At 71.3% G+C, this 24,947-nt stretch carries 21 protein-coding genes; 7 read left to right on the forward strand and 14 right to left on the reverse strand.

Features of this window, described 5'->3' with window-relative positions; translation table 11 throughout:
• Nucleotides 1–74: 74 nt before the first annotated feature.
• The 8 genes from ACFV1J_RS29880 to ACFV1J_RS29915 all read right to left on the reverse strand — a co-directional run bounded on the left by ACFV1J_RS29880 (nt 75) and on the right by ACFV1J_RS29915 (nt 8,081).
• The gene (locus ACFV1J_RS29880; RefSeq protein ID WP_385863220.1) at nt 75–680 is read right to left on the reverse strand and encodes a response regulator; all 606 of its coding nucleotides are present in this window, start codon (nt 678–680) and stop codon (nt 75–77) included.
• A 100-nt stretch (nt 681–780) separates the two neighbouring features.
• A complete protein-coding gene (locus ACFV1J_RS29885; protein ID WP_385863222.1) occupies nt 781–2,037 on the reverse strand; it encodes a sensor histidine kinase in 1,257 nt (418 codons plus the stop codon).
• Nucleotides 2,034–2,771, reverse strand: coding sequence for an ABC transporter permease (locus ACFV1J_RS29890; protein WP_385863224.1), 738 nt, complete (start codon nt 2,769–2,771; stop codon nt 2,034–2,036). The genes ACFV1J_RS29885 and ACFV1J_RS29890 overlap by 4 nt, the downstream gene beginning before the upstream one ends.
• Nucleotides 2,768–3,763, reverse strand: coding sequence for an ABC transporter ATP-binding protein (locus ACFV1J_RS29895; protein WP_385863226.1), 996 nt, complete (start codon nt 3,761–3,763; stop codon nt 2,768–2,770). The genes ACFV1J_RS29890 and ACFV1J_RS29895 overlap by 4 nt, the downstream gene beginning before the upstream one ends.
• A 169-nt stretch (nt 3,764–3,932) precedes the next feature.
• Nucleotides 3,933–6,074 (reverse strand): hypothetical protein, encoded by a 2,142-nt coding sequence (locus tag ACFV1J_RS29900; RefSeq protein ID WP_385863227.1) that lies wholly within the window; start codon nt 6,072–6,074, stop codon nt 3,933–3,935.
• 218 nt (nt 6,075–6,292) lie between these two features.
• The gene (locus ACFV1J_RS29905; RefSeq protein WP_385863229.1) at nt 6,293–6,811 is read right to left on the reverse strand and encodes a DUF6113 family protein; all 519 of its coding nucleotides are present in this window, start codon (nt 6,809–6,811) and stop codon (nt 6,293–6,295) included.
• The gene (gene mshB / locus ACFV1J_RS29910) at nt 6,808–7,749 is read right to left on the reverse strand and encodes an N-acetyl-1-D-myo-inositol-2-amino-2-deoxy-alpha-D-glucopyranoside deacetylase (protein ID WP_385863230.1); all 942 of its coding nucleotides are present in this window, start codon (nt 7,747–7,749) and stop codon (nt 6,808–6,810) included. The genes ACFV1J_RS29905 and mshB overlap by 4 nt, the downstream gene beginning before the upstream one ends.
• A gap of 137 nt (nt 7,750–7,886) precedes the next feature.
• Nucleotides 7,887–8,081 carry a hypothetical protein gene (locus ACFV1J_RS29915; RefSeq protein WP_030413952.1) on the reverse strand — a complete coding sequence of 65 codons (195 nt, stop codon included), beginning with the start codon at nt 8,079–8,081 and terminating at the stop codon, nt 7,887–7,889.
• Between the two features lie 268 nt (nt 8,082–8,349).
• On the opposite strand from ACFV1J_RS29915, the gene ACFV1J_RS29920 reads away from it, so the two are divergent.
• Nucleotides 8,350–10,512: a prolyl oligopeptidase family serine peptidase gene (locus tag ACFV1J_RS29920; protein ID WP_385863233.1), complete on the forward strand. Its 2,163-nt coding sequence runs from the start codon at nt 8,350–8,352 to the stop codon at nt 10,510–10,512.
• Nucleotides 10,513–10,678: 166 nt separating this feature from the next.
• On the opposite strand, the gene ACFV1J_RS29925 is transcribed toward ACFV1J_RS29920, so the two are convergent.
• The gene (locus tag ACFV1J_RS29925) at nt 10,679–11,803 is read right to left on the reverse strand and encodes a hypothetical protein (protein ID WP_385863235.1); all 1,125 of its coding nucleotides are present in this window, start codon (nt 11,801–11,803) and stop codon (nt 10,679–10,681) included.
• Between the two features lie 507 nt (nt 11,804–12,310).
• Between ACFV1J_RS29925 and ACFV1J_RS29930 the strand changes: the two genes are divergently transcribed.
• The 6 genes from ACFV1J_RS29930 to ACFV1J_RS29955 all read left to right on the forward strand — a co-directional run bounded on the left by ACFV1J_RS29930 (nt 12,311) and on the right by ACFV1J_RS29955 (nt 19,040).
• Nucleotides 12,311–13,345, forward strand: a complete 1,035-nt coding sequence (locus ACFV1J_RS29930; RefSeq protein WP_385863237.1) for an ABC transporter permease — start codon at nt 12,311–12,313, stop codon at nt 13,343–13,345.
• 110 nt (nt 13,346–13,455) lie between these two features.
• Complete coding sequence (locus ACFV1J_RS29935; protein WP_385863238.1) at nt 13,456–15,255, forward strand: ABC transporter substrate-binding protein; 1,800 nt, start codon at nt 13,456–13,458, stop codon at nt 15,253–15,255.
• A 141-nt stretch (nt 15,256–15,396) separates the two neighbouring features.
• On the forward strand, nt 15,397–16,368 hold the full coding sequence (locus ACFV1J_RS29940; RefSeq protein WP_385863240.1) for an ABC transporter permease: 972 nt from the start codon (nt 15,397–15,399) through the stop codon (nt 16,366–16,368).
• An 11-nt stretch (nt 16,369–16,379) separates the two neighbouring features.
• Nucleotides 16,380–17,441: an ABC transporter ATP-binding protein gene (locus tag ACFV1J_RS29945; RefSeq protein WP_385863242.1), complete on the forward strand. Its 1,062-nt coding sequence runs from the start codon at nt 16,380–16,382 to the stop codon at nt 17,439–17,441.
• A 12-nt stretch (nt 17,442–17,453) separates the two neighbouring features.
• The gene (locus ACFV1J_RS29950; RefSeq protein WP_385863244.1) at nt 17,454–18,587 is read left to right on the forward strand and encodes an ABC transporter ATP-binding protein; all 1,134 of its coding nucleotides are present in this window, start codon (nt 17,454–17,456) and stop codon (nt 18,585–18,587) included.
• A gap of 84 nt (nt 18,588–18,671) precedes the next feature.
• Entirely contained in the window at nt 18,672–19,040 is a 369-nt protein-coding gene (locus tag ACFV1J_RS29955) for a MerR family transcriptional regulator (RefSeq protein ID WP_385863246.1), read from the forward strand.
• An 8-nt stretch (nt 19,041–19,048) separates the two neighbouring features.
• Here ACFV1J_RS29955 and ACFV1J_RS29960 read toward each other — a convergent pair whose 3' ends face one another.
• From ACFV1J_RS29960 to ACFV1J_RS29980, 5 genes are read right to left on the reverse strand one after another with little or no spacing between them, the layout of a single operon-like run.
• Nucleotides 19,049–20,083 carry an ABC transporter ATP-binding protein gene (locus ACFV1J_RS29960; protein WP_385863248.1) on the reverse strand — a complete coding sequence of 345 codons (1,035 nt, stop codon included), beginning with the start codon at nt 20,081–20,083 and terminating at the stop codon, nt 19,049–19,051.
• Nucleotides 20,070–21,089, reverse strand: a complete 1,020-nt coding sequence (locus ACFV1J_RS29965) for an ABC transporter ATP-binding protein (RefSeq protein WP_385863250.1) — start codon at nt 21,087–21,089, stop codon at nt 20,070–20,072. Before ACFV1J_RS29965 ends, ACFV1J_RS29960 begins: the two co-directional genes overlap by 14 nt.
• 11 nt (nt 21,090–21,100) lie before the next feature.
• Complete coding sequence (locus ACFV1J_RS29970) at nt 21,101–22,090, reverse strand: ABC transporter permease (RefSeq protein WP_385863252.1); 990 nt, start codon at nt 22,088–22,090, stop codon at nt 21,101–21,103.
• Nucleotides 22,083–23,006, reverse strand: a complete 924-nt coding sequence (locus tag ACFV1J_RS29975; RefSeq protein WP_385863254.1) for an ABC transporter permease — start codon at nt 23,004–23,006, stop codon at nt 22,083–22,085. The genes ACFV1J_RS29970 and ACFV1J_RS29975 overlap by 8 nt, the downstream gene beginning before the upstream one ends.
• A gap of 24 nt (nt 23,007–23,030) precedes the next feature.
• A complete protein-coding gene (locus ACFV1J_RS29980; RefSeq protein WP_385863256.1) occupies nt 23,031–24,650 on the reverse strand; it encodes an ABC transporter substrate-binding protein in 1,620 nt (539 codons plus the stop codon).
• Nucleotides 24,651–24,947: the final 297 nt, after the last annotated feature.

Raw genomic sequence — 24,947 nt, forward strand, 5'->3', positions numbered from 1 at the left:
CGGCGCACAGGGGCGAAGGGCCCGAGGCCGGCAGCCTTGGCCCGGCCCGACGGGGCTCCGGGCGCCGCGGGTGACTACAGCCAGCCCTTGTCGCGGGCCGTGCGGACCGCCTCGGCGCGGTTGCGGGCGCCGGTCTTCTGGATGGCGGTGGAGAGGTAGTTGCGGACCGTGCCCCGGGAAAGGTGGAGGGCGGCGGCGATCTCGGCGTTGGTGGAACCGTCCGCGGCGGTCCGCAGGACGTCCCGTTCGCGCTCGGTGAGCGGGCTGGCGCCGTCGGCCAGCGCGGCCGCCGCCAGCGCCGGGTCGATGACCCGCTCGCCGCGCAGCACCCGGCGCACCGCGTCCGCGAGCCGGGCCGCCGGGGCGTCCTTGACCAGGAAGGCGTCCGCGCCGGCCTCCATGGCGCGGCGCAGATAGCCGGGGCGGCCGAAGGTGGTGAGGATGACGATCTTCACGCCGGGCAGCTCGCGGCGGAGTGCGGCCGCCGCCTCCAGGCCGCTGAGGCCGGGCATCTCGATGTCCAGCAGGGCGACGTCCACGTCGTGCGCCCGCGCGGTGGCCACCACCTCGTCGCCGCGCGCCGCCTGTGCGACGACCTCCAGGTCCGCCTCCAGCGACAGCAGCGCGGCCAGCGCCTCCCGGACCATCGACTGGTCCTCGGCCAGCAGCACTCTGATCATGCCGGTCAGCTTAGGGCGTGTGGGGACCCTCCGGGCCGGCGTCACGGCGGTGGCTACGCCTGGGCCCGGCAGCGGCTCCGGGAAGGCGTTATGGCGGTGGCTACGCCTGGTCCGGCAGCGGCTCCGGGAAGGCCGTGGCGGCGGGCGGCGCGGGGGCCGGGGCGGCCAGGGGTACGTAGGCGCGCAGGGCGAAGCCGCGGCCGCGCGGGGCGGGGCCGGTCTCCAGGCGGCCGTCGGCCAGCGCCAGACGCTCGCGCAGACCGGTCAGGCCGTTGCCGTCGCGGCCGCCGCCGGGGGGCGGCCCGATGCCGTCGTCGATGACCGACAGGCACAGCTGGCGGCGCTCGTCGGCCTCCCACTCCTCGGTCAGCAGCAACTCGCAGCGGCGGGCGCCGCTGTGCCGGACGACGTTGGTGACGGCCTCGCGCAGCGCCCAGGCCAGGGCGCCTTCGCCCTCGGTCGCGAGGCCCCGCTGCTCGGCGTCCAGCGCCGGGTCGACGGCGGCGGTGATGCCGGCGGTGCGCAGCGCGGCCCGGACGCCGGCCAGCTCGACGGCGATCCGGGGGCGGCGGTAGCCGGTGACCGCCTCCCGCACGTCGACCAGCGCCTGCCGGCTGACCCGTTCTATGTCGGCCACCTGGCGGGCGGCGTCGTCCGGGCGGTCCGGCAGCATCCGGCCGGCCAGCTCGCTCTTGAGCGTGATCAGGGAGAGCGAGTGGCCGAGCAGGTCGTGCAGATCGCGGGCGAGCCGCAGCCGCTCGTCGTTGGCGGCGAGCCGGGCCACCTCCTGGCGGGCGGCGCGCAGCTCCTGGGTCGTACGGATCAGGTGCTGCACGCCGACCATCATGAAGCCGCAGCCCAGGGCGGGCAGGCCGTAGGCGAAGAGGTAGTAGTCGCGGATCTGCGGGTAGTGCCAGCCGACGGCGAGGAGCAGCGCGGTGACCAGCGGGATGGCCCAGCGGGACTGCTGCCAGGTCAGGACCACGCCGCTGGCCACGCTGGTGAAGATGAACAGCACCAGCCAGGAGAAGTCCATCGTCCAGGAGAGGACGAGGGACAGCGCCAGCAGCACGGCCAGGGACCCGTACGTCACCTGCTGGGTGAGGCTGCGCCACATGTGGCGGAAGACCAGGGCGAAGTAGGTGAGGACGAAGAGCGCGAGGCCGAGGAAGCCCCAGATCCGCGGGGCGGCGGGCACACCGGGCTGGAGGAGCTGGCCCACCGGCCCGGCGAGGTACAGCAGCCAGACGCCGATCCAGGCGGACTTGCCGAGGGCCTGGCGGCGGCTGTGCGGTTCCTGGCCGATCCGTATCGGGTTGTAGTCCTCGGGTGCGCTCTTCTTCTCCACCGGTGTCATGTCTTCCGGGTGTCCTTGCGGTACAGCCAGGCCGCGCCGCCGGCGAACAGCACCAGGTAGCCGGCGAGGAGGGCGATGTCCTTCAGGTGCGGTGCGCCGCCGGCCTCGATGGCGGTGCCGAGCGCCGCGTACGCGTGGGTGGGCACCCATTCGGCGACGTCCTGCACCCACTGCGGCAGGATCGTCAGCGGCATCCACAGGCCGCCGAGGAACGCCAGGCCGAAGTAGATCAGCATCGCGATCGGGCGGACCGCGTCACCGGTGGCCAGGTAGCCGATGGCGACGCCCAGGGCGGCGAAGACGAAGCTGCCGAGCCAGGTGGCGGCGGCGATCGCCAGCCACTGCCAGGCTTCCAGCCGGACGCCCTTGACGACCGCGGCGACGAGCATGACCAGCAGGATGGACGGCAGGCTGACCGTCGCGGCGGCGCCCATCTTGGCGGCGACGTAGCCGCGGCCCGGCAGGGCGGTCAGCCGCAGCTGCCGCACCCACCCCTTCTCGCGCTCCTTGGCGATGCGCTCGCTGTTGCCCAGCAGCACGGCGGTCATGGCACCGAATGCTGCCATGGACACCATGAAGTACAGCCCCATGTCCAGTTGGGTACCGGGTATCGGCGTGCTGTCCGCGCCACCGGCGATGATCAGGTACAGCGCCGGCGGGTAGATCACCGAGAAGAACATGAACTTCTTGTTGCGCAGCGCGCGGACGATCTCCAGCTTGATCAGGGTGCTCATCGGGCCGCCTCCTCGGCGGTGGCGGGGGTCCGGTCGGACGCGGTGGTGAGGGCGATGAAGGCCTGCTCCAGGCCGAGGCCGGAGACTTCGAGGTGGTGCGGGTAGAGGCCGAGGCGGTAGACGGCGTGCACGGTGGCGTCGGCGTCCTCGGACTGGATCCGGACGGTGCGGCGGGAGCCCGCGGCGGAGCCGCTGTCGGACACCGTCAGGGAGGTCAGGTGCGGCAGGGCGTCGAGTGCGGCGCGGTCGATCGGCTCGTCGAGGTCGAAGGTGACCCGGCGGGCGCCGGCCCGGGCCTTGATCTCGGCGGCGGTGCCGTCGGCCAGCACCCGGCCGCGGTGCAGCACGATCACCCGGTCGGCGATCGCGTCGGCCTCTTCGAGGTAGTGGGTGGCGAACAGCACCGCACGGCCCTGCTGGGCCTGCCGGCGCATCGTGCCCCAGAAGGCCTGCCGGGCCGAGACGTCCATGCCGGTGGTCGGCTCGTCCAGCACGATCAGGTCGCTGGCGCCGGCGGTGGCGAGGGCGAAGCGGACCCGCTGCTCCTGGCCGCCGGAGAGCTTGTCCACCATACGGTCGGCGATCTCGGTGATGCCGGCGGTGGCCAGGACCTCGTCGAGCGGATGGCCGCGCGGGTGCAGATCGCGGGCCAGCTTGACCAGCTCCCGCACCTTCACGCCCTCCATCAGGTCGCCGCTCTGCAGCATGGCGCCGACCCTGCCCTCCTCGATGGCGCGCTGCGGGGTCGTGCCGAAGAGGGTCACCGTGCCGGCGTCCGGGCTGCGCAGGCCGAGCAGCAGGTCGAGGGTGGAGGACTTGCCGGCGCCGTTCGGGCCGAGGAGGGCGACGGTCTCGCCGGGGTGCAGCTCCAGGTCCAGGTCGGCGACCGCGCGCACCGCGCCGTAACTCTTGCTGACCTGCCGGAAGCTGACCACCGGTGACCGGTCCGCCTCCTGGGCGGCGGTGACTGTGCTGGTCGCTGTCGTCGTCATGGTGCCAGCTTCCCGGTCCCGCCCCGCTGCCCGGCAGTGTCGGACGTACGCACTCCGGCATGACATCTGTCATGGGGGAGGCCCCCTAGGGGTTCTCCCGGGGTGGTGTTCCGGGAGGGCCTCCAGGGGGCCTCGGGCCGGTGGCCGGCCGGGCTCGTACGGTCCGCCGTCAGCCGTCCGCGCCGATGGTCTGGATCCGCTCGGCGGGGGTGCGGCCGAGCAGCGCCTTGGCGACCGCGCTGGCCACCTCCTCGACGGTGATCGGCTTCTTCGAGCCGTCGCCCTTGGTGAGCAGCACGCCGTTGAAGGTGTCGCCGTAGAGCTCCTTCAGGGCGGTCCGGTCGTAGTACGGCACCAGCTCGCCGTTGCTGCCGATCTTGAACGACAGGAACTTCGGGATGGACTTCTGCGGGCTGAACGAGAGCCCGTGGGCGCCCGAACGGACCGTCACCATGCCGGACATGGCGGGCTCGGCGTACTGCTTCATCGCCCGGTCCACCGCGGCCTTGCTCACCCGCGGCTGCTGGGTGCTGGCGGCGAGCACGACCGGGGCGTCGGTGCCGTTGGTGGCCCGCTCGCGGTAGGCGTCGGCGACCTTCTGGCGGGACGCCTTGACGTCGATCGCCTTGTGCGGGACGCCGTAGTGGGGCACCGCCTTGCCGTTCTCGAAGGTGATCCCGCCGTCCTCGGCGGCACCTCCGGCACCGGCGAGGTTCTCCAGCGCGACCGCCAGCTTCTCGTCGTCGACCACCATCGCGGGCTTGGCCGTCCGGTGGACACCGAACAGCGAGCCGATGACGGAGACCGGGTTGTAGTCCCGGCCGGCCGCGTTGCGGACCGTCGCCTGCGGGTCGATGTCCAGGCCCGCCTTGGCCGGCAGCAGGGTCTCGGCCTTGCCGTCGACGGTGAGCTTGAGCGGCGCGGTGCGGCGGTCCTTGAGCGCCGACTCCAGCTTCTTGACGGCCTCTTCCTTGGTGGCGCCGCCGATGTCCACGCCGAGCGCGGTGGTGCCGTTGGGCACGTCGGCGTGGTCGAGCAGCAGGCCCGCACCGTAGGCGACGCCGGCCAGGACGACGACCGCGACGCCCGCCAGGACCAGCTTGTTACGGCCCTTCTTGGGCGGGTTGATCGGGTCGGGGATCTTGGGCCGCGGCTTGGGGGCGGCGCTGTCGCCCTCGCCCGGTGCGGGGGCGAACGGCGAGGGGGCCGACGGGCCGTCGGCACCGGGGGTCGCCGGGATGCCGCTGACCAGGGTGTCGCCGGACACCCGGTCGCGACGGCCGGGCGCCCCGCTCCGGGGGCCGCCCTTCGGACCGCCGGGCACCGGGCCGGCCTGTGAGCCGGGCAGGCCGCCGGAGATGCCGCCGGGGCCGATGCCGCTGCCGGGGCCGGTCAGCGGACCGGGGGCCTGCGGGGTGAGTTCGGCGGTGTCGTCGATCTTCGGTGCCGGGCCGGACGCCGGGTCGCTGAAGCCGGGCGGGAGGTTGAACGCCGAGTCGCCCTTGGCCGGACCGGTCGTGGGGCCGGTGGGGCCGGCTCCCGGGGCGTCGAAGGGGCTGTGGTCGCGGGGCACACCGGTGGGCGCGTCGAACGGCGAGGCGCTGCCGTGCCCCGCACCGTCGAACGGCGAGGCGGTATCCCGCTGCCCGCCGTCGAAGGGCGAAGCGGCATCCCGCTGCCCGCCGTCGAACGGCGAGCCGCCACCGGGCCGGGCGCCCTCGTCGAACGGCGAGCCGCCGCCCGCCGCCGGGGCGTCGGAGAAGTACGGCAGGTCGGGGCGCTGGGGCGCGCCGGTGCCCGACGGGCCGGGCGGCGGGGTCGTACCGCCCGGGGCGGGCGGCGCCGGGTGCGATCCGGTGCTCGACGACGAGCCGGGCGGCCCGGCCTGCGGCTTGCGCGGCGCGAACCAGTCGCTGGTCTTGTCGCCGCGACCGCCCGTGGTGGCGTCGTCCGCGGTGGCCTCGGGCCGGGGGGTGCTGCCGGTGCGTTCGGCGCCGCGGTCGGCACCGCGCGCCGGGCGCGGGGCGCCGCGGGAACCGCCGGACGCTGCCGATGCGTTCATGCCGGACTCCTCACCGACGGGCTTGCGCACGACGACCGGCGGGATCGGGCGGGAGCCCGGAATGTTGATCTTGATCCGCGTCGTCAGCGTGGTCTCGGTCTTGGGCTCCTCCGGCTGCGCCGCGGCACCGGGCGCCAGCACCTCGTCGGCGTCTCCCCTGGGCGAGCCGTACGGCGGCGTCCCTGACGGGTACGCGGCTCCGCCACGGCCCCGCGGGCCGGAGGACGAACTGTCAGATTCACGACTCAAAGCAGGTTCTCCCGGTTGGCGCTCCGCCGCTCGTCAGAGATGATCCCCGGCCTCAGGACCGGAGGGTGCCCCCAGGGCGGCGCGACGGCGCGCACCACCATACTGTCCGCCGCGGGCGGACACCCGGGGAGCCGACGAACACCGCCGCCATGGGCGAACCCCCTGCACCGGGGCCGTTCACCCGGACCCGCGCGGCATCCGTCCTGGTATGCACCATGTCATCCGCCAACTCGGCCGGGCCGGGCACCCATCGTCCGCATCTGGGCCGCGGTGGCGCAGATCACAGCCACCACGATGCCGCCCAGCAGGAAGACGTAGGAGCCGACGCCCGGACCGAAGAGGAAGTCGCCCTCCGGGCGGACGTCGCTCAACAGCACAAACACCGTCACCAGCCAGGCCGCGCCGGGCACCAGCGCACCGGCGGTGGTGCCGGACGCCCGGGTGCCGCCGTAGAAGAGGCCGCCGACGGCCGCCAGCGCCAGCACCAATCCGCCCGGGAACCAGGCGGCTTGCACCAGCGTCCCGGCCAGCCCCACCAGCACACCGGCGACCAGGAGCAGGACGTATATCCCGATCCGGCCGGGGGTGAGGGGTGCCGGTCCGGCCGCGGGTGCGCCGGACCGCGGGCGGGTGCCGGACCCGCCGGCGGACGCCGCGCGGGACCGCTGCCCGTCGGCCGCGCCGCCCTTGCCGTCGTCAGCGGCCGCACCGCCGTTGCCGCCCTTCGCCTTGCTCATTCCGCCGCCTCCTCAATCCGGGCACTCTCCTCCATACCCACCATTTCGCCGATACCCGCGAAGAGGTCGTCCTCACGGTCCCCGGCCGCCACCCCCGGCACGCCGTGCACCAGCCGATAGTGCTCCGTGCCGAACAGCGGCTGCCCCAAGTCGTTGGAGAGCGCGAAGAACGGCCCGTCGACCGCGATCTGGGTGTAGTGGGCGCGCATCGCCGCGGCCTTGGCGGCGGCGTACGCCGGACCGCCGGAAATCGAGGCGGTCACCTCGGAGTCCGGCACCACCCCCGGCACGTCGTCGACGGTGGCCACACCGGGGAAGCTGTGCCCGGCCGCACGCAGCCGTGCGAAGCCCTCCTCGACCACGGAACGGGGGTTGCAGTTCCAGTAAATCTTCCCGATCGCATACGCGCCGCCCAGCTCCGGCCGGAAATCCGGCAGTGCGGCCAGCTCGGCGCCGCGCATGGCCACGCGGTGCGCCTTGATGTGATCGGGGTGGCCGTATCCGCCGTTCGGGTCATAGGTGACCAGGACCTGCGGCCGGACCTCACGGATGACGGCCACCAGATCGGCGGCCGCGGCGTCGAGCGGGGCCTGCCAGAAGGAGTCGGGCCGGTCGTTCTGCGGGGCGCCCATCATGCCGGAGTCGCGGTACCGGCCCGGCGCGCCGAGGAAGCGGTGGTCGGTGACGCCCAGCTCCGCCATGGCGGCGGCCAGCTCACCGACGCGGTACGGACCGAGGGTGTCGTCCCGGTCCGGCGCGAGACCGGCGAGCTCGGGCGGGATCACCTCGCCCTCCTCGCCGCGCGTGCAGGTGACGAGGGTGACCCGCGCGCCCTCGGCCGCGTACTTGGCCATGGTCACGCCGTTGTTGATCGACTCGTCGTCCGGATGGGCGTGGACCAGCAGGAGACGGCGGGCGGAGGGAGGGTGCGCGGTCATGCGGACAAGCCTACGAGCCGCCACCGACACCCTCACCCCGCGCTCGGGTCCGCCGGCCGGGAACCGGCCGGAACGCACCGCTCAGCACGCACCCGTCGCCGCGTGCGCCTCAGGAGGTGCCGTTCAGGACCCGCTGCTCAGAACTTGATGCCGCCGATCATGCTGGCGACGTTCGTCGTCAGCTGCTTGACCGACGGTGCGATGGACGAGCTGGCCAGATAGAAGCCCAGCAACATACAGACGAAGGCGTGCGCCGCCTTCAGCCCGGACTTCTTGACGAGCAAGAAGACGATGATCGCCAGCAGCACCACCGCCGAAATCGAGAGTGCCACGGCGGCTCACCTCCAAGTATCCACGGCCCGAACAGAGTTGATGGTGCACGGAGCGCCGCCGCGGACCGTGCACCGGGGTATGCCAAGGGCTCTTTACCCCGTACCCACTACGCGCAAGGGATCATAACTTTCCGTCCGAGCGCATAAGTCGGAGCACGGAAGCAGAGCGGGGGCGCACACGATCTTCACGAGCGCGACCGCGGTGAGCCGGGCAATCGCCCGCTCACGAACCTGCCCGATCCGGGGGCACCTCGCCTAGGCTCGGCCCATGACCGGACAGCCTTCGTTTCCGCGGCAGTACGCCCGTACGCAGCGCTTCACCCTGGGCGCCCCGCGCAGCTACACCGTCTCCCCCGATGCCGCGCGGATCGTCTTCCTCCGTTCCCCCTCGGGCACCGAGCGCAGCCAGCAGCTGTGGGTGCTGGACCTGGACGAGGGGCGGGAGTTCACCGCCGCCGATCCCGAGGCCCTGCTGGCCGGTGCCGAGGAGGACCTCTCCCCGCAGGAGCGGGCCCGGCGCGAGCGCAGCCGGGAGAGTTCGGCGGGCATCGTGGGCTATGCCACGGACGCCGCCGTGGAGTTGGCGGCGTTCCCGCTCTCCGGCCGGCTGTTCGTCTCCGAGCTGCGGGCCGGCACCACGCGTGAACTCCCCGTGCCGGGCCCGGTGGTGGACCCCCGGCCGTCCCCGGACGGCCGGCATGTGGCGTTCGTGGCGGAGGGCCGGCTGCGGGTGGTCGCGGTGGACGGCGGGGCGACGTCGGACGGCGGCGGGGCGGCGGGCCGGGTGCTGGCCGAGCCGGACGGGCCCGAGGTGACCTGGGGCCTCGCGGAGTTCATCGCGGCCGAGGAGATGGGGCGGTACCGGGGCTTCTGGTGGTCCCCGGACAGCGACGCGGTGCTGGCCGCGCGGGTGGACGAGACGCCGGTGCGGCGCTGGTGGATCTCCGACCCGGCGCACCCGGACCGCGAGCCCGCGCAGGTCGCGTACCCGGCCGCCGGCACCGCCAACGCCGAGGTCTCGTTGAGCCTGTTCGGCCTGGACGGCTCGCGCACCGACATCGACTGGGACCGCGGCCGCTACCCCTATCTCGCCCGCGTCCACTGGTCCGCGGCCGGCCCGCCGCTGCTCCTCGTCCAGGCCCGGGACCAGCGCGACCAGCGCTATCTGACGGTCGACACCGCGACCGGTGCGACCCGGACGGTGCACGAGGAGGAGGACGAGGCGTGGGTCGAGCCGTTCCCCGGGGTGCCGGCCTGGACGCCGGACGGGCGGCTGGTGCGGATCGCCGACGAGGGCGGTGCACGCAAGCTGTTCGTCGGCGCCCGGCCGCTGACCGGGGCGCCGCTGCACGTCCGGGCGGTGCTCGACATCGGTGAGGAGGACGTGCTGTTCTCCGCGAGCAGCACCGACATGCACGACATCGGCGTCTACCGCGCGTGGTTCCGGGGCAGCGGCGACCAGGGCGGCTGGGAGCGGGTGGGCGACCGGCCGTACCCGACGGTGTCCTCCGCGGTGCGCGGCGGTGCGCTGACCGTGCTCTCCCAGACGTCGCTGGAGCGTCCCGGCACCCAGGTGGACGTGGTCCGGCTGGACCCGGACGGCGGGGAGAAGACCCTCGCCACGATCGGCTCGTACGCCGAGGAGCCGGTGCTCACCGCCCGGCCCCGGCTGGTCCTGGCCGGCGAGCGGAAGATCCCCTGCGCGGTGCTGCTGCCCGACGGCTACGCGGAGGGCGACGGTCCGCTGCCGGTGCTGCTGGACCCGTACGGCGGTCCGCACGGCCAGCGGGTGGTCGCCGCGCACAACGCGTATCTGACCTCGCAGTGGTTCGCCGACCAGGGGTTCGCGGTGATCGTCGCGGACGGCCGGGGCACCCCGGGCCGATCCCCCGCCTGGGAAAAGGCCGTCTCCCGGCGGCTCGCGGAGATCACCCTGGACGACCAGGTGCACGCCCTCCAGGCACTGGCCGGATCCTTTCCCCTGGACCTCGGGCGGGTGGCGATCCGCGGCTGGTCCTTCGGCGGCTATCTGGCGGGGCTGGCCGCGCTGCGCCGCCCCGATGTCTTCCATGCCGCGGTGGTCGGTGCGCCGGTGACCGACCTCCGGCTGTACGACACCCATTACCAGGAGCGGTACCTGGGCCACCCGGACGAGGAACCGGCGGTCTATGCGGAGAACTCGCTGGTCACGGACGAGGGGCTGGCCGGGGCGCGGGAACCGCACCGCCCGATGCTGATCGTGCACGGCCTGGCGGACGACAACGTGGTCGTGGCCCACTCGCTGCGGCTGTCCTCGGCACTGCTGGCCGCCGGCCGCCCGCACGAGGTCCTTCCGCTGTCCGGGGTGACCCATATGACGCCCCAGGAACAGGTGACCGAAAACCTGCTGCTGCTCCAGGTGGACTTCCTCAAGCGGTCGCTGGGGCTGTAACGGGAATATCGCCCCGCCCCGGGCCGGTTGTGGCCCCGAGGGGGCGCGCCCATCCCCTACGGGATCCGTTCGCCCGCCCCCTAAGGCCCCACCCCGCCGCAACCCCCGCCCCGCCCCCGCTGGTCACCACCGCCCCCGGTAGTCACCAGCCCACCCCGCCCCCTGCTCACCACCCCGGCGGCAATGTCGTCGGCGGGGGCGGGGCGTGCGGTGGCCGTGCCTCGCCGGGGGCGGAGCCGTAGGCGAGCAGCTCGTCCGGGGCGGCGGCGGGTGGCGGGAGGCCGGGCCGGGCCGCGGCGATCAGTGCGAGCGGGCCGGCGGTCGCCGCCAGGGCGGCCGCGCCGAGCCCGAGTTGGGTCCCGGCCGGCAGCACCGCCAGCCGCCCGAACGTCCCCGCGCGGCCGGCGAGGGCGAGTGCCACCACGCCGTGCACGGTCAGCAGGGCTCCGGCGGCGACCGCCGCGGGCCGGGCCCGGGCGGCCCGGCGGAAGGCGGCCGTCGCGGCGGCCAGCGCCAGCACCGCCAGCACCGCCGTCTCCCAGTCGGCCGGGGGCTCCAGCAGGGCCCGCACGGCCCCCGTCCCGCCGGTCAGCCGTCTGCCGTACGCCGGACCGCCGAGCCGTACCCAGTGGTGGATCTCCCGGGCCGTCAGGGCCAGTCCGGCGGCGCCCAGGAGGACGCCGGCCAGGGCCGCGGGCCCCTTGTACGGGCGGCCGGCCGGGCCGGGGTCCGCCCCGTACGGCACCGCGTGCACGACCCCGTACGCCGAGGACGCCACCTCGGGCAGGGCGTCGGTACGGCGTCCGCCGGGCCGGCCCGGGTGTCCGCGCCGCCGGACCGCGCCGGCCGCCACCCCACGCAGCAGCGCCGCCGCCACGAACTGGGCCGCGGCGGTCGCCCACGCCCACGTCAGCAACCCGTCGTCCGCGCCGGGCAGCCGGTCCGCGGCCGGTGTCCACAGCACCGGCAGCCGCAGCAGGACGACACCGGCCGCGAGGGAGCACAGGGCGCCGGCGGCCACGGCCGGGGCGGAGGCCCGGCGCCGTACGACCGCCGCGGCACCGAGCGCGCCGAGCACCAGCAGCGGGTCCAGGGCCGAGGTGGCCCAGACGGTGCCCCGGCCCGGGCGGACGGCCGCGCCGGACCAGTGCCGCCACAGGTCCGCGGCCTGCCCGGCGACGACGAGGTCCCGGACGATCCAGCCGGCGCCGGTCAGCGCGAGCAGGAGGCAGAGCCAAGTGGTGGTGCGGCGCATACCGTTGGTGAGAAAGCTGTCCCGCTCTGTGGACACGGCCCGTCCCCCGTCCGTGTCGGTGTACCGGGTGGCCTCGGGCGCCGCGGGGACGCGGCGTCCACCGCAGATCTACTCCACTACCGGCGCGGGCACAACAGACCGGGACGAGGTGCGGGGGCGGGCCGCCGTGACGCGGGGACGAAATCGCCCGAAACGACAACCGGCCGGGCCGCCGCCTGGCGTCCCGGCCGGTCTACGGCACCCGCACGGCCGTACGTTGTTCATCATGGCGCGTCCGTATATCGGTGTTGCGACAGGCAAGTTGCCTTCACGTTAAAGCGGTTGGTGACGATATGTCCACCAATGCCGGATATCCCGCCCACCTGTCAAGCACGCCCTGGCGTCGATCTGCGCAATCTTCGCTCAAGAAGTAGACGACCTGTTCGCGAGCACACCCGATCCCCTTGACTCCGCCATAAATCACTTGCGAAAGTCCGCACATCCAGCGGTGCGAATCGACACCGCTTCACGTTCCAAGAGAACTCGGCGCGGGGGCACTTCGCGATGACTAGTCCATCCCAGACCGCCGCTGACAGGTCCGACACCCCAGGACTTGGATCCGGCGGCCTGAAGAAGGAAAAGAAGGGCAAGGGCGGTGAGCTCGTCGGCCGTTCCCCCGGCCAATTGATGTGGACGCGCTTCAAGCGCGACCGCACCGGCGTGATCTGCGCGATCGTCGTACTCGCCTTCTTCGTCATCGCGGCGCTGGCCCCGGTGATCGGCGCACTGTACGGCAAGGACCCGTACGTCCTCTACGGCAACGACGACCCGAATCTCCTCGATGAATTCGGCTATCCGGCCGGCCCCAACGGCGGGATCTCCCCGGAGCATTGGTTCGGCATCGAGCCGCAGCTGGGCCGCGACGTCTTCATGCAGCTGATCTACGGCATGCGGATGTCGCTGGGCATCTCCGTCGCGGTGACCATCCTGACCGTGGTCACCGGCATCATCATCGGCGTCACGGCCGGCTACGTCGGCGGCAAGACCGACTACTTCCTGAGCCGGGTGATCGACTTCCTGCTGGCGTTCCCGAGCCAGCTGACCTTCGTGGCCTTCATGCCGGTCGTGGTGGCGCTGTTCGTGCCGCCGGGCGACGAGACGCCCACCTACGTCCGGGTCTGCGCACTGATCATCGTCCAGTGGTTCCTGGGCTGGATGGGTCTGGCCCGACTGCTCCGCGGCCAGGTGCTCTCCCTGCGCGAGCGGGAGTTCGTCGAGGCCGCGAAGATCACCGGCGCCTCGCCCTGGCGGATCATCCGCAAGGAGCTCCTGCCGAACGTGGTCACCCCGGTGCTGGTGCAGAGCACCTACATGCTGCCCCTCTTCGTGACCGCCGAGGCGGGCCTGTCCTTCCTGGGCGTCGGCATCATCGAGCCGACCCCGGACTGGGGCCGGCTGTTCCAGGCGGGCGCCCGCTTCTACGAGAACGACCCGACCTTCCTGCTCTTCCCCGCCGCGGCCATGCTGATCTTCGTGCTGTGCTTCAACCTCCTCGGAGACTCGGTACGCGACGCCTTCGATCCCAAGTCCGGGCGCTGATCGTCCACTTGAGGGGGGCTTGCTGTCACCCCACCCGTCCGGGCCTGTACCGGGATGCGTCAGACAGCACATCTGGACCCACCAACTGACAGGCAGGTGCTTGGAACCTCATGAACGCACTTTCTACGCGCAGAGCTCGCGCGGTGATCGTGGCCCTCGCGGCCGGATCACTCGCGCTCACCGGCTGCAGCGGCGGCAGCAACAACAACAAGGACAAGGCGCAGACCGACGCCGACGCCGCGGCCCAGGCCAAGACGATCCCGATGGGCACCGCCGCCGACTCCACCGGCCCGGCCGTCGCCGTCAAGGGTGCCCGCAACGGCGGCACTCTCCGCGTGTACCAGCGTGACAGCTACAACCACCTGGACCCGGGTCAGATGTACGTCAGCGACATGAAGGCGCTGTCGCAGCTGATCTTCCGTGGTCTGACCGCGTTCAAGCAGGACGACAAGGGCAACGCCAAGGTCGTCGGTGACCTCGCCACCGACGCCGGCCAGATGTCCGACGGCGGCAAGACCTGGAAGTACACGCTCAAGGACGGCATCAAGTTCGAGGACGGCAAGCCGATCACCTCGAAGGACATCCGTCACTCGATAGAGCGGCTGTACGCCAAGTTCATCACCGACGGCCCGACCTACGTCCAGACCTGGCTGTCGGGCAGCGGCACCACCTACCGCAAGGCGCTGCCGGACGGTCCGTACAAGGGCGACCACCTGCCCAAGAGCGTCCTGGACACGCCGGACGACAAGACCGTCATCTTCCACTTCAAGAAGCCGCAGTCGCAGCTGCCGTACGCGCTGACGATGCCCGGCTACAGCGTGGTCCCGGACAGCGCCAAGGACACCAAGGACGCCTACGACGTGGCGCCGGTGTGCTCCGGCCCGTACAAGATCGCGTCGTTCAAGTCCGGCAAGTCCATGCAGCTGGTGCGCAACAAGAACTGGGACGCGAAGACCGACCCGGTCCACCACCAGTACCCGGACGGCTTCAACATCACCTTCAACCACCAGGCGTCGGACTCCACCAAGCGCCTGATGGCCGACCAGGGTGAGGCCAAGAACGCGGTCAGCTTCACCAACGCGGTCGACCCCACGCTGACCAAGGACGTGCTGAACAACGCCAGCGCCAGCAAGCGCATGGTGCAGGGCTACCAGCCCTACGTCTGGCAGATGAACTACAACATGGACCGCCTCAAGGACAAGCGGATCCGTGACGCGATCACCTACGCGCTGCCGGACCAGCAGCTCGTCCGCCTCAACGGCGGCAGCTACGGCGGTGAGATCGCCGGCGGTCTGCTCGCCCCGACCGTCGCGGGCTACAAGAAGGGCTACGACCCCTACGGCAAGCTCTCGCACCCCAACGGCGAGCCGGAGAAGGCCAAGAAGCTCCTCAAGGAGGCCGGCAAGACGGGCATGAAGCTCGTCTACGCGTACTCCAACACCGAGTCGCGTCAGAAGGAAGCCGTCGCCATCGAGGACGCGCTGACCAAGGCCGGCTTCAACGTGCAGAAGAAGGAGGTCGACGCCGCCTCCTGGTACGAGCAGATGGGCAAGGTCGACAACGGCTTCGACATCTACATGACCGGCTGGGGCCAGGACTGGCCGGACGCCTCGACCGTGATCCCGCCGTCGTACGACGGCACCACGATCCAGGACGGCGCCTCGAACTACTCCCACGTCAACGACAAGCACGTGAACTCCGAGATCGCCCGGATCTCCGAGATCACCGACGTCAAGAAGGCGACCGAGGAGTGGCAGAAGCTGCACCAGTACATCGTGGAGAAGGTCGACCCGGCCGGCCCGGCCTTCTACACCAAGGTGCTCCAGCTGTACGGCTCGAACGTCGGCGGCGTCCGCTACAACCTGGACGTCAGCTACCTCGACCCGAACACGCTGTACCTGAAGAAGTAACCCGAGCGATCGCCCCTCAGGCGATCGCCTGACGAAGGTACTCCGGAGAGCGCGCACACGGCGGAACGCGCGCCCTCCGGGGCCTTCGTCCGCCACCCCTCACGCCCACTGCCGCCGCCGTCCTGAGAGCAGCGAACTGCCATGCTTCAATTCCTACTTCGCCGGACGTTCGGCGCTGTTGTCATCCTTCTCCTGCTCAGTGCCTTCACCTTCTTCGTGTTCTTCGGTGCCGGTGACCCGGCGGCGATGTCCTGCGGAAAGAACTGCACCGCGGACAACATCGCGCTGATCCACCAGAACCTCGGCCTCGACAAGCCGCTGCCGACCCAGTACTGGGACTGGCTGGTCGGCATCTTCGCCGGCCGGGACTACTCCGTCGGCCACTGCAGCGCCCCCTGCTTCGGCTACTCCTTCGCCACCAAGCAGGACGTCTGGTCCACGCTGATCGACCGGCTGCCCACCACCGCCTCGCTGGCCATCGGCGGCGCCGCGGTGTTCCTGACCGTGGGTCTGGGCACCGGCCTGCTCGCCGCCTACAAGCGTGGCTCCATGATCGACAAGGTGCTCACCTCCATCTCGATGGTGCTGAGCTCGGCGCAGATCTACATCCTCGGCCCGATCGCGCTCGGTCTGTTCGTCTACAGCGGCCTCATGGACTCGCCCAAGTACGTGAACTTCACCTCCGACCCGGCCGGCTGGTTCATGGGCCTGCTGCTCCCCTGGGTCGTGATGGCGACCATCTTCACCGCGCAGTACACCCGTATGTCCCGCTCGACGATGATCGAGCAGCTGCAGGAGGAACACGTCCGGACGGCCAAGGCCAAGGGCATGTCCGGCAGTTACGTCTTCCTGCGCTACGCCTGGCGCGGTTCGCTGATCCCGATCGTGACCATCCTCGGCATGGACCTGAGCTCGCTGTTCGGCGGCGCGATGATCACCGAGTTCACCTTCCAGCTGGCCGGTGTCGGACGGCTCGCGATCGACTCCGTCATCACCCTCGATCTGCCCATGGTCCTGGGCGTGCTGGTCTTCAGCGCCGCCCTGATCCTGGTGTTCAACATCATCGTGGATGCGACGTACGCCTTCATCGACCCGCGCGTGCGCCTGTCCTAGGAGAGCCTGAAGTGACCACACTCACCAAGACCGAAGGCACCACCGTGCCGGCCGGGTCCGACCCCTTCCTGTCCGTCCGTGACCTGCACGTGCGGTTCTCCACCGAGGACGGCATCGTCAAGGCGGTCGACGGTCTCTCCTTCGATCTGGAACGCGGTGAAACGCTCGGCATCGTCGGCGAATCGGGCTCCGGCAAGTCGGTGACCAACCTGGCGATCCTGGGCCTGCACAACCCCAAGGCCACCGAGATCGGCGGGGAGATCCTGCTGGACGGCGAGGAGCTGACCGGGGCCAAGGAGAAGACCCTGGAGAAGCTCCGCGGCAACAAGATGGCGATGATCTTCCAGGACGCGCTGACCGCGCTGTCGCCGTACTACACGGTCGGCCGGCAGATCGCCGAGCCGTTCATGAAGCACACCGGCGCCAGCAAGCGCGAGGGCCGGCAGCGCGCCATCGAGATGCTGACCAAGGTCGGCATCCCGCAGCCCAACCTGCGGGTGGACGACTACCCGCACCAGTTCTCCGGCGGTATGCGCCAGCGCGCCATGATCGCCATGGCGCTGGTCTGCAACCCCCAGCTGCTGATCGCCGACGAGCCGACCACCGCCCTCGACGTCACCGTCCAGGCGCAGATCCTCGACCTGCTCAAGGACCTCCAGCAGGAGTTCGGCTCCGCGATCATCCTGATCACCCACGACCTCGGCGTGGTCGCCAACACGGCGGACAAGCTGCTGGTGATGTACGCGGGCCGGGCGGTCGAGCGGGGCTCCGTCAAGGAGATCCTCACCGAGCCGCGGCACCCGTACACCTGGGGCCTGCTCAGCTCGATGCCGCGGCTCTCCTCGGACGTCAACGAGGCGCTGCACCCGATCCCCGGCTCCCCGCCGAGCCTGCTGAACCCGCCGTCCGGCTGCCCGTTCAACCCCCGCTGCGGCTTCACCGGCGAGGTCGGCGGCAGCCGCTGCACCGACGAGCGGCCGCCGCTGGCTCCGGGACGCGCCGCCGCGTGCCACCTGAGCGCCGAGCAGAAGCAGACCTTCTTCATCGAGCAGATCAAGCCCCGGCTGGGCTAGGGAGCGACCACCATGACCGACAACGTCACCCTCCCCGCGCCCCGGGACGCCGCGCCCGCCAAGGGCGAACCGCTGCTCACCGCCGAGGGCCTCACCAAACACTTCCCGATCTACGGCGGCTTCCCGATCAAGCGGAAGGTCGGCGCGGTCCAGGCCGTCGACGGCGTCGACCTGACCGTGCACGCCGGGGAGAGCTTCGGCCTGGTCGGCGAGTCCGGCTGCGGCAAGTCCACCACCGGGCGGCTGCTCACCCGGCTGATGGAGCCGACCTCCGGCCGGATCACCTACCAGGGCCAGGACATCACCCACGCGGGTCGCAAGGAGCTGGCACCGATCCGCTCCGAGATCCAGATGATCTTCCAGGACCCGTACGCCTCGCTCAACCCGCGGCAGACGGTCGGCACGATCATCGGCGGCCCGATGGAGATCAACGGGATCAACCCGCCCGGTGGCCGGGAGAAGCGGATCCGCGAACTCCTGGAGACCGTGGGCCTGAACCCGGAGCACTACAACCGCTTCCCGCACGAGTTCTCCGGCGGCCAGCGGCAGCGCATCGGCGTCGCCCGGGCGCTCGCCCTGCAACCTAAGCTGATCGTCGCCGACGAGCCGGTCTCCGCGCTCGACGTGTCCATCCAGGCGCAGGTCGTCAACCTGCTCCAGGACCTCCAGCGCGAGCTGGGCATCGCGTTCCTGTTCATCGCCCACGACCTGGCGATCGTGCGGCACTTCAGCGAGCGGGTCGCGGTGATGTACCTCGGCAAGATCGTCGAGGTGGGCAGCCGCGACGACATCTATCACCGGCCGCGCCACCCGTACACCCACGCGCTGCTCTCGGCCGTGCCCGAGGCCAAGTTCGTGGAGAGCGAGGAGGAGGACCGCGAGCGCATCCGCCTGGCCGGTGACGTGCCCTCGCCGGTCAACCCGCCCTCGGGCTGCCGCTTCCGCACCCGCTGCTGGAAGGCGCAGGAGAAGTGCGCGACCGAGGAGCCGCCGCTCCTCCAGATCGACGGCAACGCCGCCGGCCACCTGACGGCCTGCCACTTCCCCGAGGAGCCGACGACCGCGGCCCGCGACGAGGACATCATCCTCGACCCGGCGCTGGCGGCCATCGAGGAGGCCCAGGAGGGGCCCGCGGCCGCCGAGTAGCGCGCACGCGACGGCCCGGCGCCGCCGTGGCGGGAATGATCCCCGCCGCGGCGGCGCTGTCGTTTCCACAGGAGGTGGGGGCCGATGCGGATCGGGGAGCTGGCGGCGCGTACGGGCACGCCCCGGCGGCTGTTGCGGTACTACGAGGAGCAGGGGCTGATCGTCCCGGACCGCTGCGCCAACGGCTACCGCTCGTACGACGAGCCGACCGTCGACCGGGTGCTGCAGATCCGGGGCCTGCTGGAGGCCGGGCTGCCGACCCGGATCATCCGGCAGATCCTGCCGTGTCTGCACCAGCCCCGGGCCATCCACTTCCCGGACGCGACCCCGGAGATGCTCGCCACGCTGGAGCACGAGCGCGACCGGATGACCGAACGCATCGAGACGCTGCGCCGCAACCGCGACGCCATCGACGCGTACCTCGCCGTGGTGCGCGCCGGCGTCCCGGGCTGAGGCACCGGCTACTCGCTCGGCACCACGTGCCGCTCCTCCGCGAAGTGGCAGGCCGAGGCGTGGTGCGCCGGCCCCGTCGACTCCCGGAATTCCGGGGGCACGTCCAGCGGCGGGACGACCTCGGCGCACAGCGGGCGGGCCTTCCAGCAGCGGGTGCGGAAGGGGCAGCCGGAGGGCGGGTCGGCGGGTGAGGGGACGTCCCCGCTGAGCAGGATGCGTTCGCGGTGGGCGCGGGCCTCCGGATCGGGGACGGGGACGGCGGAGAGCAGGGCCTGGGTGTAGGGGTGGGTGGGGTGGTCGTAGATCTGCTCGTCGGTGCCGGTCTCGGCGATCCGGCCCAGGTACATCACCGCGATCCGGTCGGAGATGTGCCGGACGACGGACAGGTCGTGCGCGATGAAGACGTAGGACAGGTCGAACTCGTCCTGCAACTGCTCCAGGAGGTTGACCACTTGGGCCTGGACGGAGACGTCCAGCGCGGAGACCGGTTCGTCGGCGACGATGATCTCCGGGCGCAGTGCCAGACCGCGGGCGATGCCGATGCGCTGGCGCTGGCCGCCGGAGAACTGGTGCGGGTAGCGGTTGATGAACTCCGGGTTGAGCCCGACGACGTCGAGGAGCTCCTGGACCCGCCGGCGGCGGTCTCCCTTGGGGGCGGCCTCCGGGTGGATCTCGAACGGTTCGCCGATGATGTCGCCGACCGTCATCCGGGGGTTGAGGGAGGTGTAGGGGTCCTGGAAGACCATCTGGATGTTGCGGCGTACGGAGCTGAGCGCGCGGCCGGAGAGGGCGGTGATGTCCTCGCCCCGGTACCGGATCCGGCCGGCCGTCGGACGCTCCAGACCGACCAGCAGCCGGGCGAGGGTGGACTTCCCGCACCCCGATTCCCCGACCACACCGAGCGTTTCCCCCTTCCGGAGCGTGAAGGAGACCCCGTCGACGGCCTTGACCGCCCCGACCTGCTTCCGGAAGAGCACGCCCCGGGTGAGCGGGAAGTGCTTGACCAGATCGCACACTTCGAGGAGCGGCTCACCGGGCGTCATCGAGCGTCTCCTTCCAGAAGTGGCAGGCGCTGGCCCGGCCCGGGCCGGCCTCGTACAGCGGGGGCGGGTCGGTGCGGCAGATGTCCTGGGCCAGTGGGCAGCGCGGGTGGAAGGGGCAGCCCGGCGGGATGGCGGTGAGGCTGGGCGGGAGTCCCTTGATGGCGTGCAGCCGGCGGCCCTTGTGGTCCAGCCGCGGGATGGACTCCAGCAGTCCGCGGGTGTACGGATGGGCGGGCGCACGGTAGAGGGCGTGGACGGGCGCGGTTTCGACGATCCGGCCCGCGTACATCACCGCGATGGTGTCGGCGACGTCCGCGACCACTCCGAGGTCGTGGGTGATCAGGATCAGTCCCATGGTGAGTTCGCGCTGCAGCTCGGCGAGCAGGTCCATCACCTGGGCCTGGACGGTGACGTCCAGCGCGGTGGTCGGCTCGTCCGCGATGATCAGGTCGGGGCCGAGGGCCAGCGCCATGGCGATCATGATGCGCTGGCGCATGCCGCCGGAGAACTGGTGCGGGTAGTCGTCCACCCGCGCCCGGGCGGCCGGGATCCCGACCCGTTCCATCAGCTCCACGGACCGGCCGCGGGCCTCCTTGCGGGACGTGCCCTCGTGGACCCGGAACATCTCCGCGAGTTGGGCGCCGACGCTGAGGACCGGGTTCAGCGCGGACAGCGCGTCCTGGAAGATCATCGCCATCTTCGCGCCCCGGATCCGGCGCCGCTCCTCCCTGCGCAGGGTCAGCAGATCACGGCCGTGGAAGAGCACCTGCCCGCCGGTCACCCGGCCGGGCGGGGAGTCGAGGATGCCCATCACGGCCTGCGCGGTGACGGACTTGCCGGAGCCGGACTCGCCGAGCACCGCCAGGGTCTCCCCCGGCGCCACGCGGTAGCTGACGCCGTTGACCGCGTGCGCCACCCCGTCCCGGGTCCGGAACTCCACCTTCAGGTCCCGTACGTCCAGCAGGGCCGCCCCGCCGCCGTCCCCGTTCCGACCGTCGTGGGTCATCTGCCGTCTCCTCAGCGCAACTTGGGGTCGAGGGCGTCGCGGACCGCGTCGCCGAGCATGATGAAGGCCAGGACGGTGATGCTCAGCGCGCCGGCGGGCCACAGCAGCATGTGCGGGGCGCTGCGGATGTAGGTGGAGGCGGTGGAGATGTCGATGCCCCAGGAGACGGTCGGCGGCTTCAGGCCCGCGCCCAGGTAGGACAGCGTCGCCTCCAGCGCGATGTACGTACCGAGCGCGATGGTGGCGACGACGATGACCGGCGCCACCGCGTTGGGCGCGATGTGCCGCAGCAGCAGCCGCCGGTTGCTCGCGCCCAGCGCCCGCGCGGCCTGCACGTAGTCGTTCTGCTTCGCGGTGACGACCGAGCCGCGGGCGATCCGGGAGACCTGTGGCCAGCCGAGCAGCACGATGAAGCCGACCACCGGCCAGACGGTGGTGCTGGTGACGACGGAGAGGAAGACCAGGCCGCCGAGGATCACCGGGATGCCGAAGAAGATGTCGGCGAGCCGGGAGAGCAGGGTGTCGCCCCAGCCGCCGAAGAACCCGGCGAGCCCGCCGAGCAGGCTGCCGAGCAGTGCCGCGCCGGCGGTGGCGCAGACGCCGACGGTGATGGAGGCCCGGGCGCCGTACACCACCCGGGTGTAGACGTCCCGGCCCTGGGTGTCGAAGCCGAAGGGGTGGCCGGGCTGGGAGCCCTGCTGCGCCTTGGCGAGGTCGGCGCGGTACGGGTTGCCGGTGGCGATCAGCTGCGGCCAGATCGCGATGACCACCAGGAAGACGATGACCAGCGCGGAGAGCACGAAGACCGGGTTGCGGCGCAGATCGTGCCAGGCGTCGCTCCACAGGCTGCGGGGTTTGCCCGCGGGGACGCCGGGCGGGCCGGCGGACGGCGGTGCGGCGGACGGGCGGCGCTCCAGCGACTCCGCCTCGCCGATGGCCAGCGCGGCGGTACCGCCGTCGCCGTGGCCGATGGCTTCCTTGGGGACGTAGGGCTCAGACATAGCGGATCCTCGGGTCGAGGACGGCGTACAGCAGGTCGACGAGGAGGTTGGCGATCAGGAAGACCAGCACCAGGATCGTCACGAAGCCCACCACGGTCGGCGAATTCTGCCGCAGGATCCCCTGGTAGAGCTGGAATCCGACACCGTGGATGTTGAAGATCCGCTCGGTGACGATCGCGCCGCCCATCAGGGCGCCGATGTCGGTGCCGATGAAGGTGACGACCGGGATCAGCGAATTGCGCAGCAGATGGCGGGTGATGACGCGGCGTCGGGGCAGGCCCTTGGCGTGCGCGGTGCGGACGTAGTCGGCGCGGACGTTCTCGGCGATGGAGGTACGGGTCAGCCGGGTCACATAGGCGAGCGAGACCAGCGCCAGCACCAGGCCGGGCAGCAGCAGTTCGTTCAGCGGGGCCTCGGGGGCGACGGACGGAGCCGCCCAGGCCCACCGCACGCCGAACAGGAACTGCAGCAGATAACCGCTGACGAACGTCGGGACGGACACCACGATCAGCGAGAGCAGCAGCACGCCGGTGTCGATGCCCCGGCCGCGCCGCAGCCCGCTGAACACCCCCAGGGTGATCCCCACGAGCATTTCCAGCACGATGGCGACCAGCGTCAGCCGGAGCGTCACGGGAAAGGCCGAGGCCATGAGTTCGGTGACCGACTGCCCGTTGAACGCGGTACCGAAATCCCCCCGGAAGATCTGGCCCATGTAATGCAGGTACTGCGCGCCGAGCGGCTGGTCGAGATAGAGGTCGCGGCGGATCTGGGCGGCGGTGGCCGGGTCCGGTGCCCGGTCGCCGAACATGGCCGCGACCGGGTCGCCGAGGGCGTACACCATGAAGAAGATGAGGAAGGTGCTGCCGATGAACACCGGGATCATCTGCAGCAGCCGCCGGACCACATAACGCCCCACGCGCGCGCCGCCTCTCTCGTCTGGTCAGTTGACCGTGATCGCGTTGTAGACCGGCACGCTGAACGGATTCAGCGCGACATGGCTGATCCGTTCCGAATAGCCGCCGCTGCCGTTCTGGTACCACAGCGGAATCGCCGGCATCTGCTGCGCGAGGATCTTCTCCGCGTCCTGGAACGTCGCCACGGCCTTTCCCCGGTCCGTCGCCGCGTTCGCCTGGTCCACCAGCTTGTCGAACCGCCGGTCGCTGAACTTCCCGTCGTTCGCCGAGCCGTTGGTGTAATACAGCGGCTGCAGGAAGTTCTGGATCAGCGGGTAGTCCATCTGCCAGCCGGCCCGGAACGGCCCGGTCATCGCCTTCGCCGAAATCTTGTTCCGGAAGTCGGCGAACGTGCCGACCGGATCGCCCACACACGCCCGGTCGTTGCCCAGCGACCGGTTGATGCTGTTGCAGATCGCGTCGATCCAGTCCTTGTGCGACCCGGTGTCCGCGTTGTACGTGAGGGTCATCCGGCCGCCCGGCAGGCCCCCGCCCTCCTTGATCAGCTGCCGTGCCTTGGCCGGGTCGAACGCGCAGGCCGGACCGCACAGCCCGGGCCGGTAGCCGCCGTCCGTGCCCAGTACGGGCGAGGTCCAGTCGGTCGCCGGGGTGCGGGTGTTCTCGAAGATCTCCTTGGTGATCTGCTGCCGGTCGATGGCCATCGACAGCCCCCGCCGGACCTTGTCGGAACCGGGCCGCGACCATTCCTTCCGGTACATCGGAAAGGTGAGCGTCTGAATGATCCCGGCCGGCTGGTTGAGGTACCGCCCGCCCAGATCCGTCTTCACATGCCGCAATTGCGAGGCCGGCACATCATCCACCAGGTCCAGATTTCCCGCCTGCAGATCCGTGTACGCGGTGTTGTTGTCCGTGTAGACCCGAAGGTCGATCCCCCCGTTGCGCGCCGGATCACTGCCCGGGTACTTCACCCATTTCCGCATCCGCAGCACGGACCCCTTCTCGTAGGAGTCCACCAGATACGGCCCGTTCCCCACCGGTTTCTGCAGCCAGCCGTCGTGGTCGGTGAAGAACGCCCGGGGCAGTGGCATGAACGCGGAATAGCCGAGGGTGTCCGGCCAGCTGGAGAATTTCTGGTTCAGCCGGACGGTGAAGGTCTTGTCGTCCTTGACCACCAGTCCGGAAAGCGTCCGGGCGGTGGGCTTCCCGTTCTCCGGGTGCACCCGGTCGAAGCCGTCGATGTACTGGAAGAACGGTGCGTTCTTCTGCTTGTTGCCGATGAACGCCCCGTAATTCCAGGCGTCCACGAAGGACTTGGCGGTGACCTTCTCCCCGTTGCTGAAGGTCCAGCCCGGTTTCAGGGTCACGGTGAAGTTCTGCGAGTCCGCCGTCTCGATCCGGTCCGCGAGCACGTTCTCCGCCGCGGCGGTCTTCGGGTTGTACCGCTTGAGCCCCCGGAACAGCATTTCCAGGACCTTTCCGCCCTGGACCTCATTGGTGTTCGCCGGCTCCAGCGGATTCTGCGGGTCCCCCCAGGAAGCGCTGACCACGCCGGCCTGGCCGGCATTTCCCCCGCCACAGGCGGTGGCCGCCAGCGCGACGGCCACGAGGAGGACACCAGCGCAAGCGCGTGCGCGCACAGCCCCCATGACGCCTCCTCAGGTCCGCGATCAAGCCTAGCCACATAAGATCGCAGACCCGGACATACCGCACATCGGCGGCGGCCGTCGCTACTCCGATTGCCGCCACGTCATCTGCTGTCCCGCCATCGGAAAAGGCCGGTGGGGGTGCACGTAAGTGATCACGTGCACCCCCACCGGCCTGAATTCCACCCACTCACGGGAGGGGCCGCGCCGCAGGACGAAGTCCGGAGGAGCGGCACCGCACCCGACACTCCACGCCCGCCGCTGGGGGCACCTCCCACGCCCTTTAGGCAGTGGGGGAGC

This window comes from Streptomyces sp. NPDC059649, assembly GCF_042734445.1.
In the GTDB taxonomy this organism is placed as follows: Bacteria; Actinomycetota; Actinomycetes; order Streptomycetales; family Streptomycetaceae; genus Streptomyces.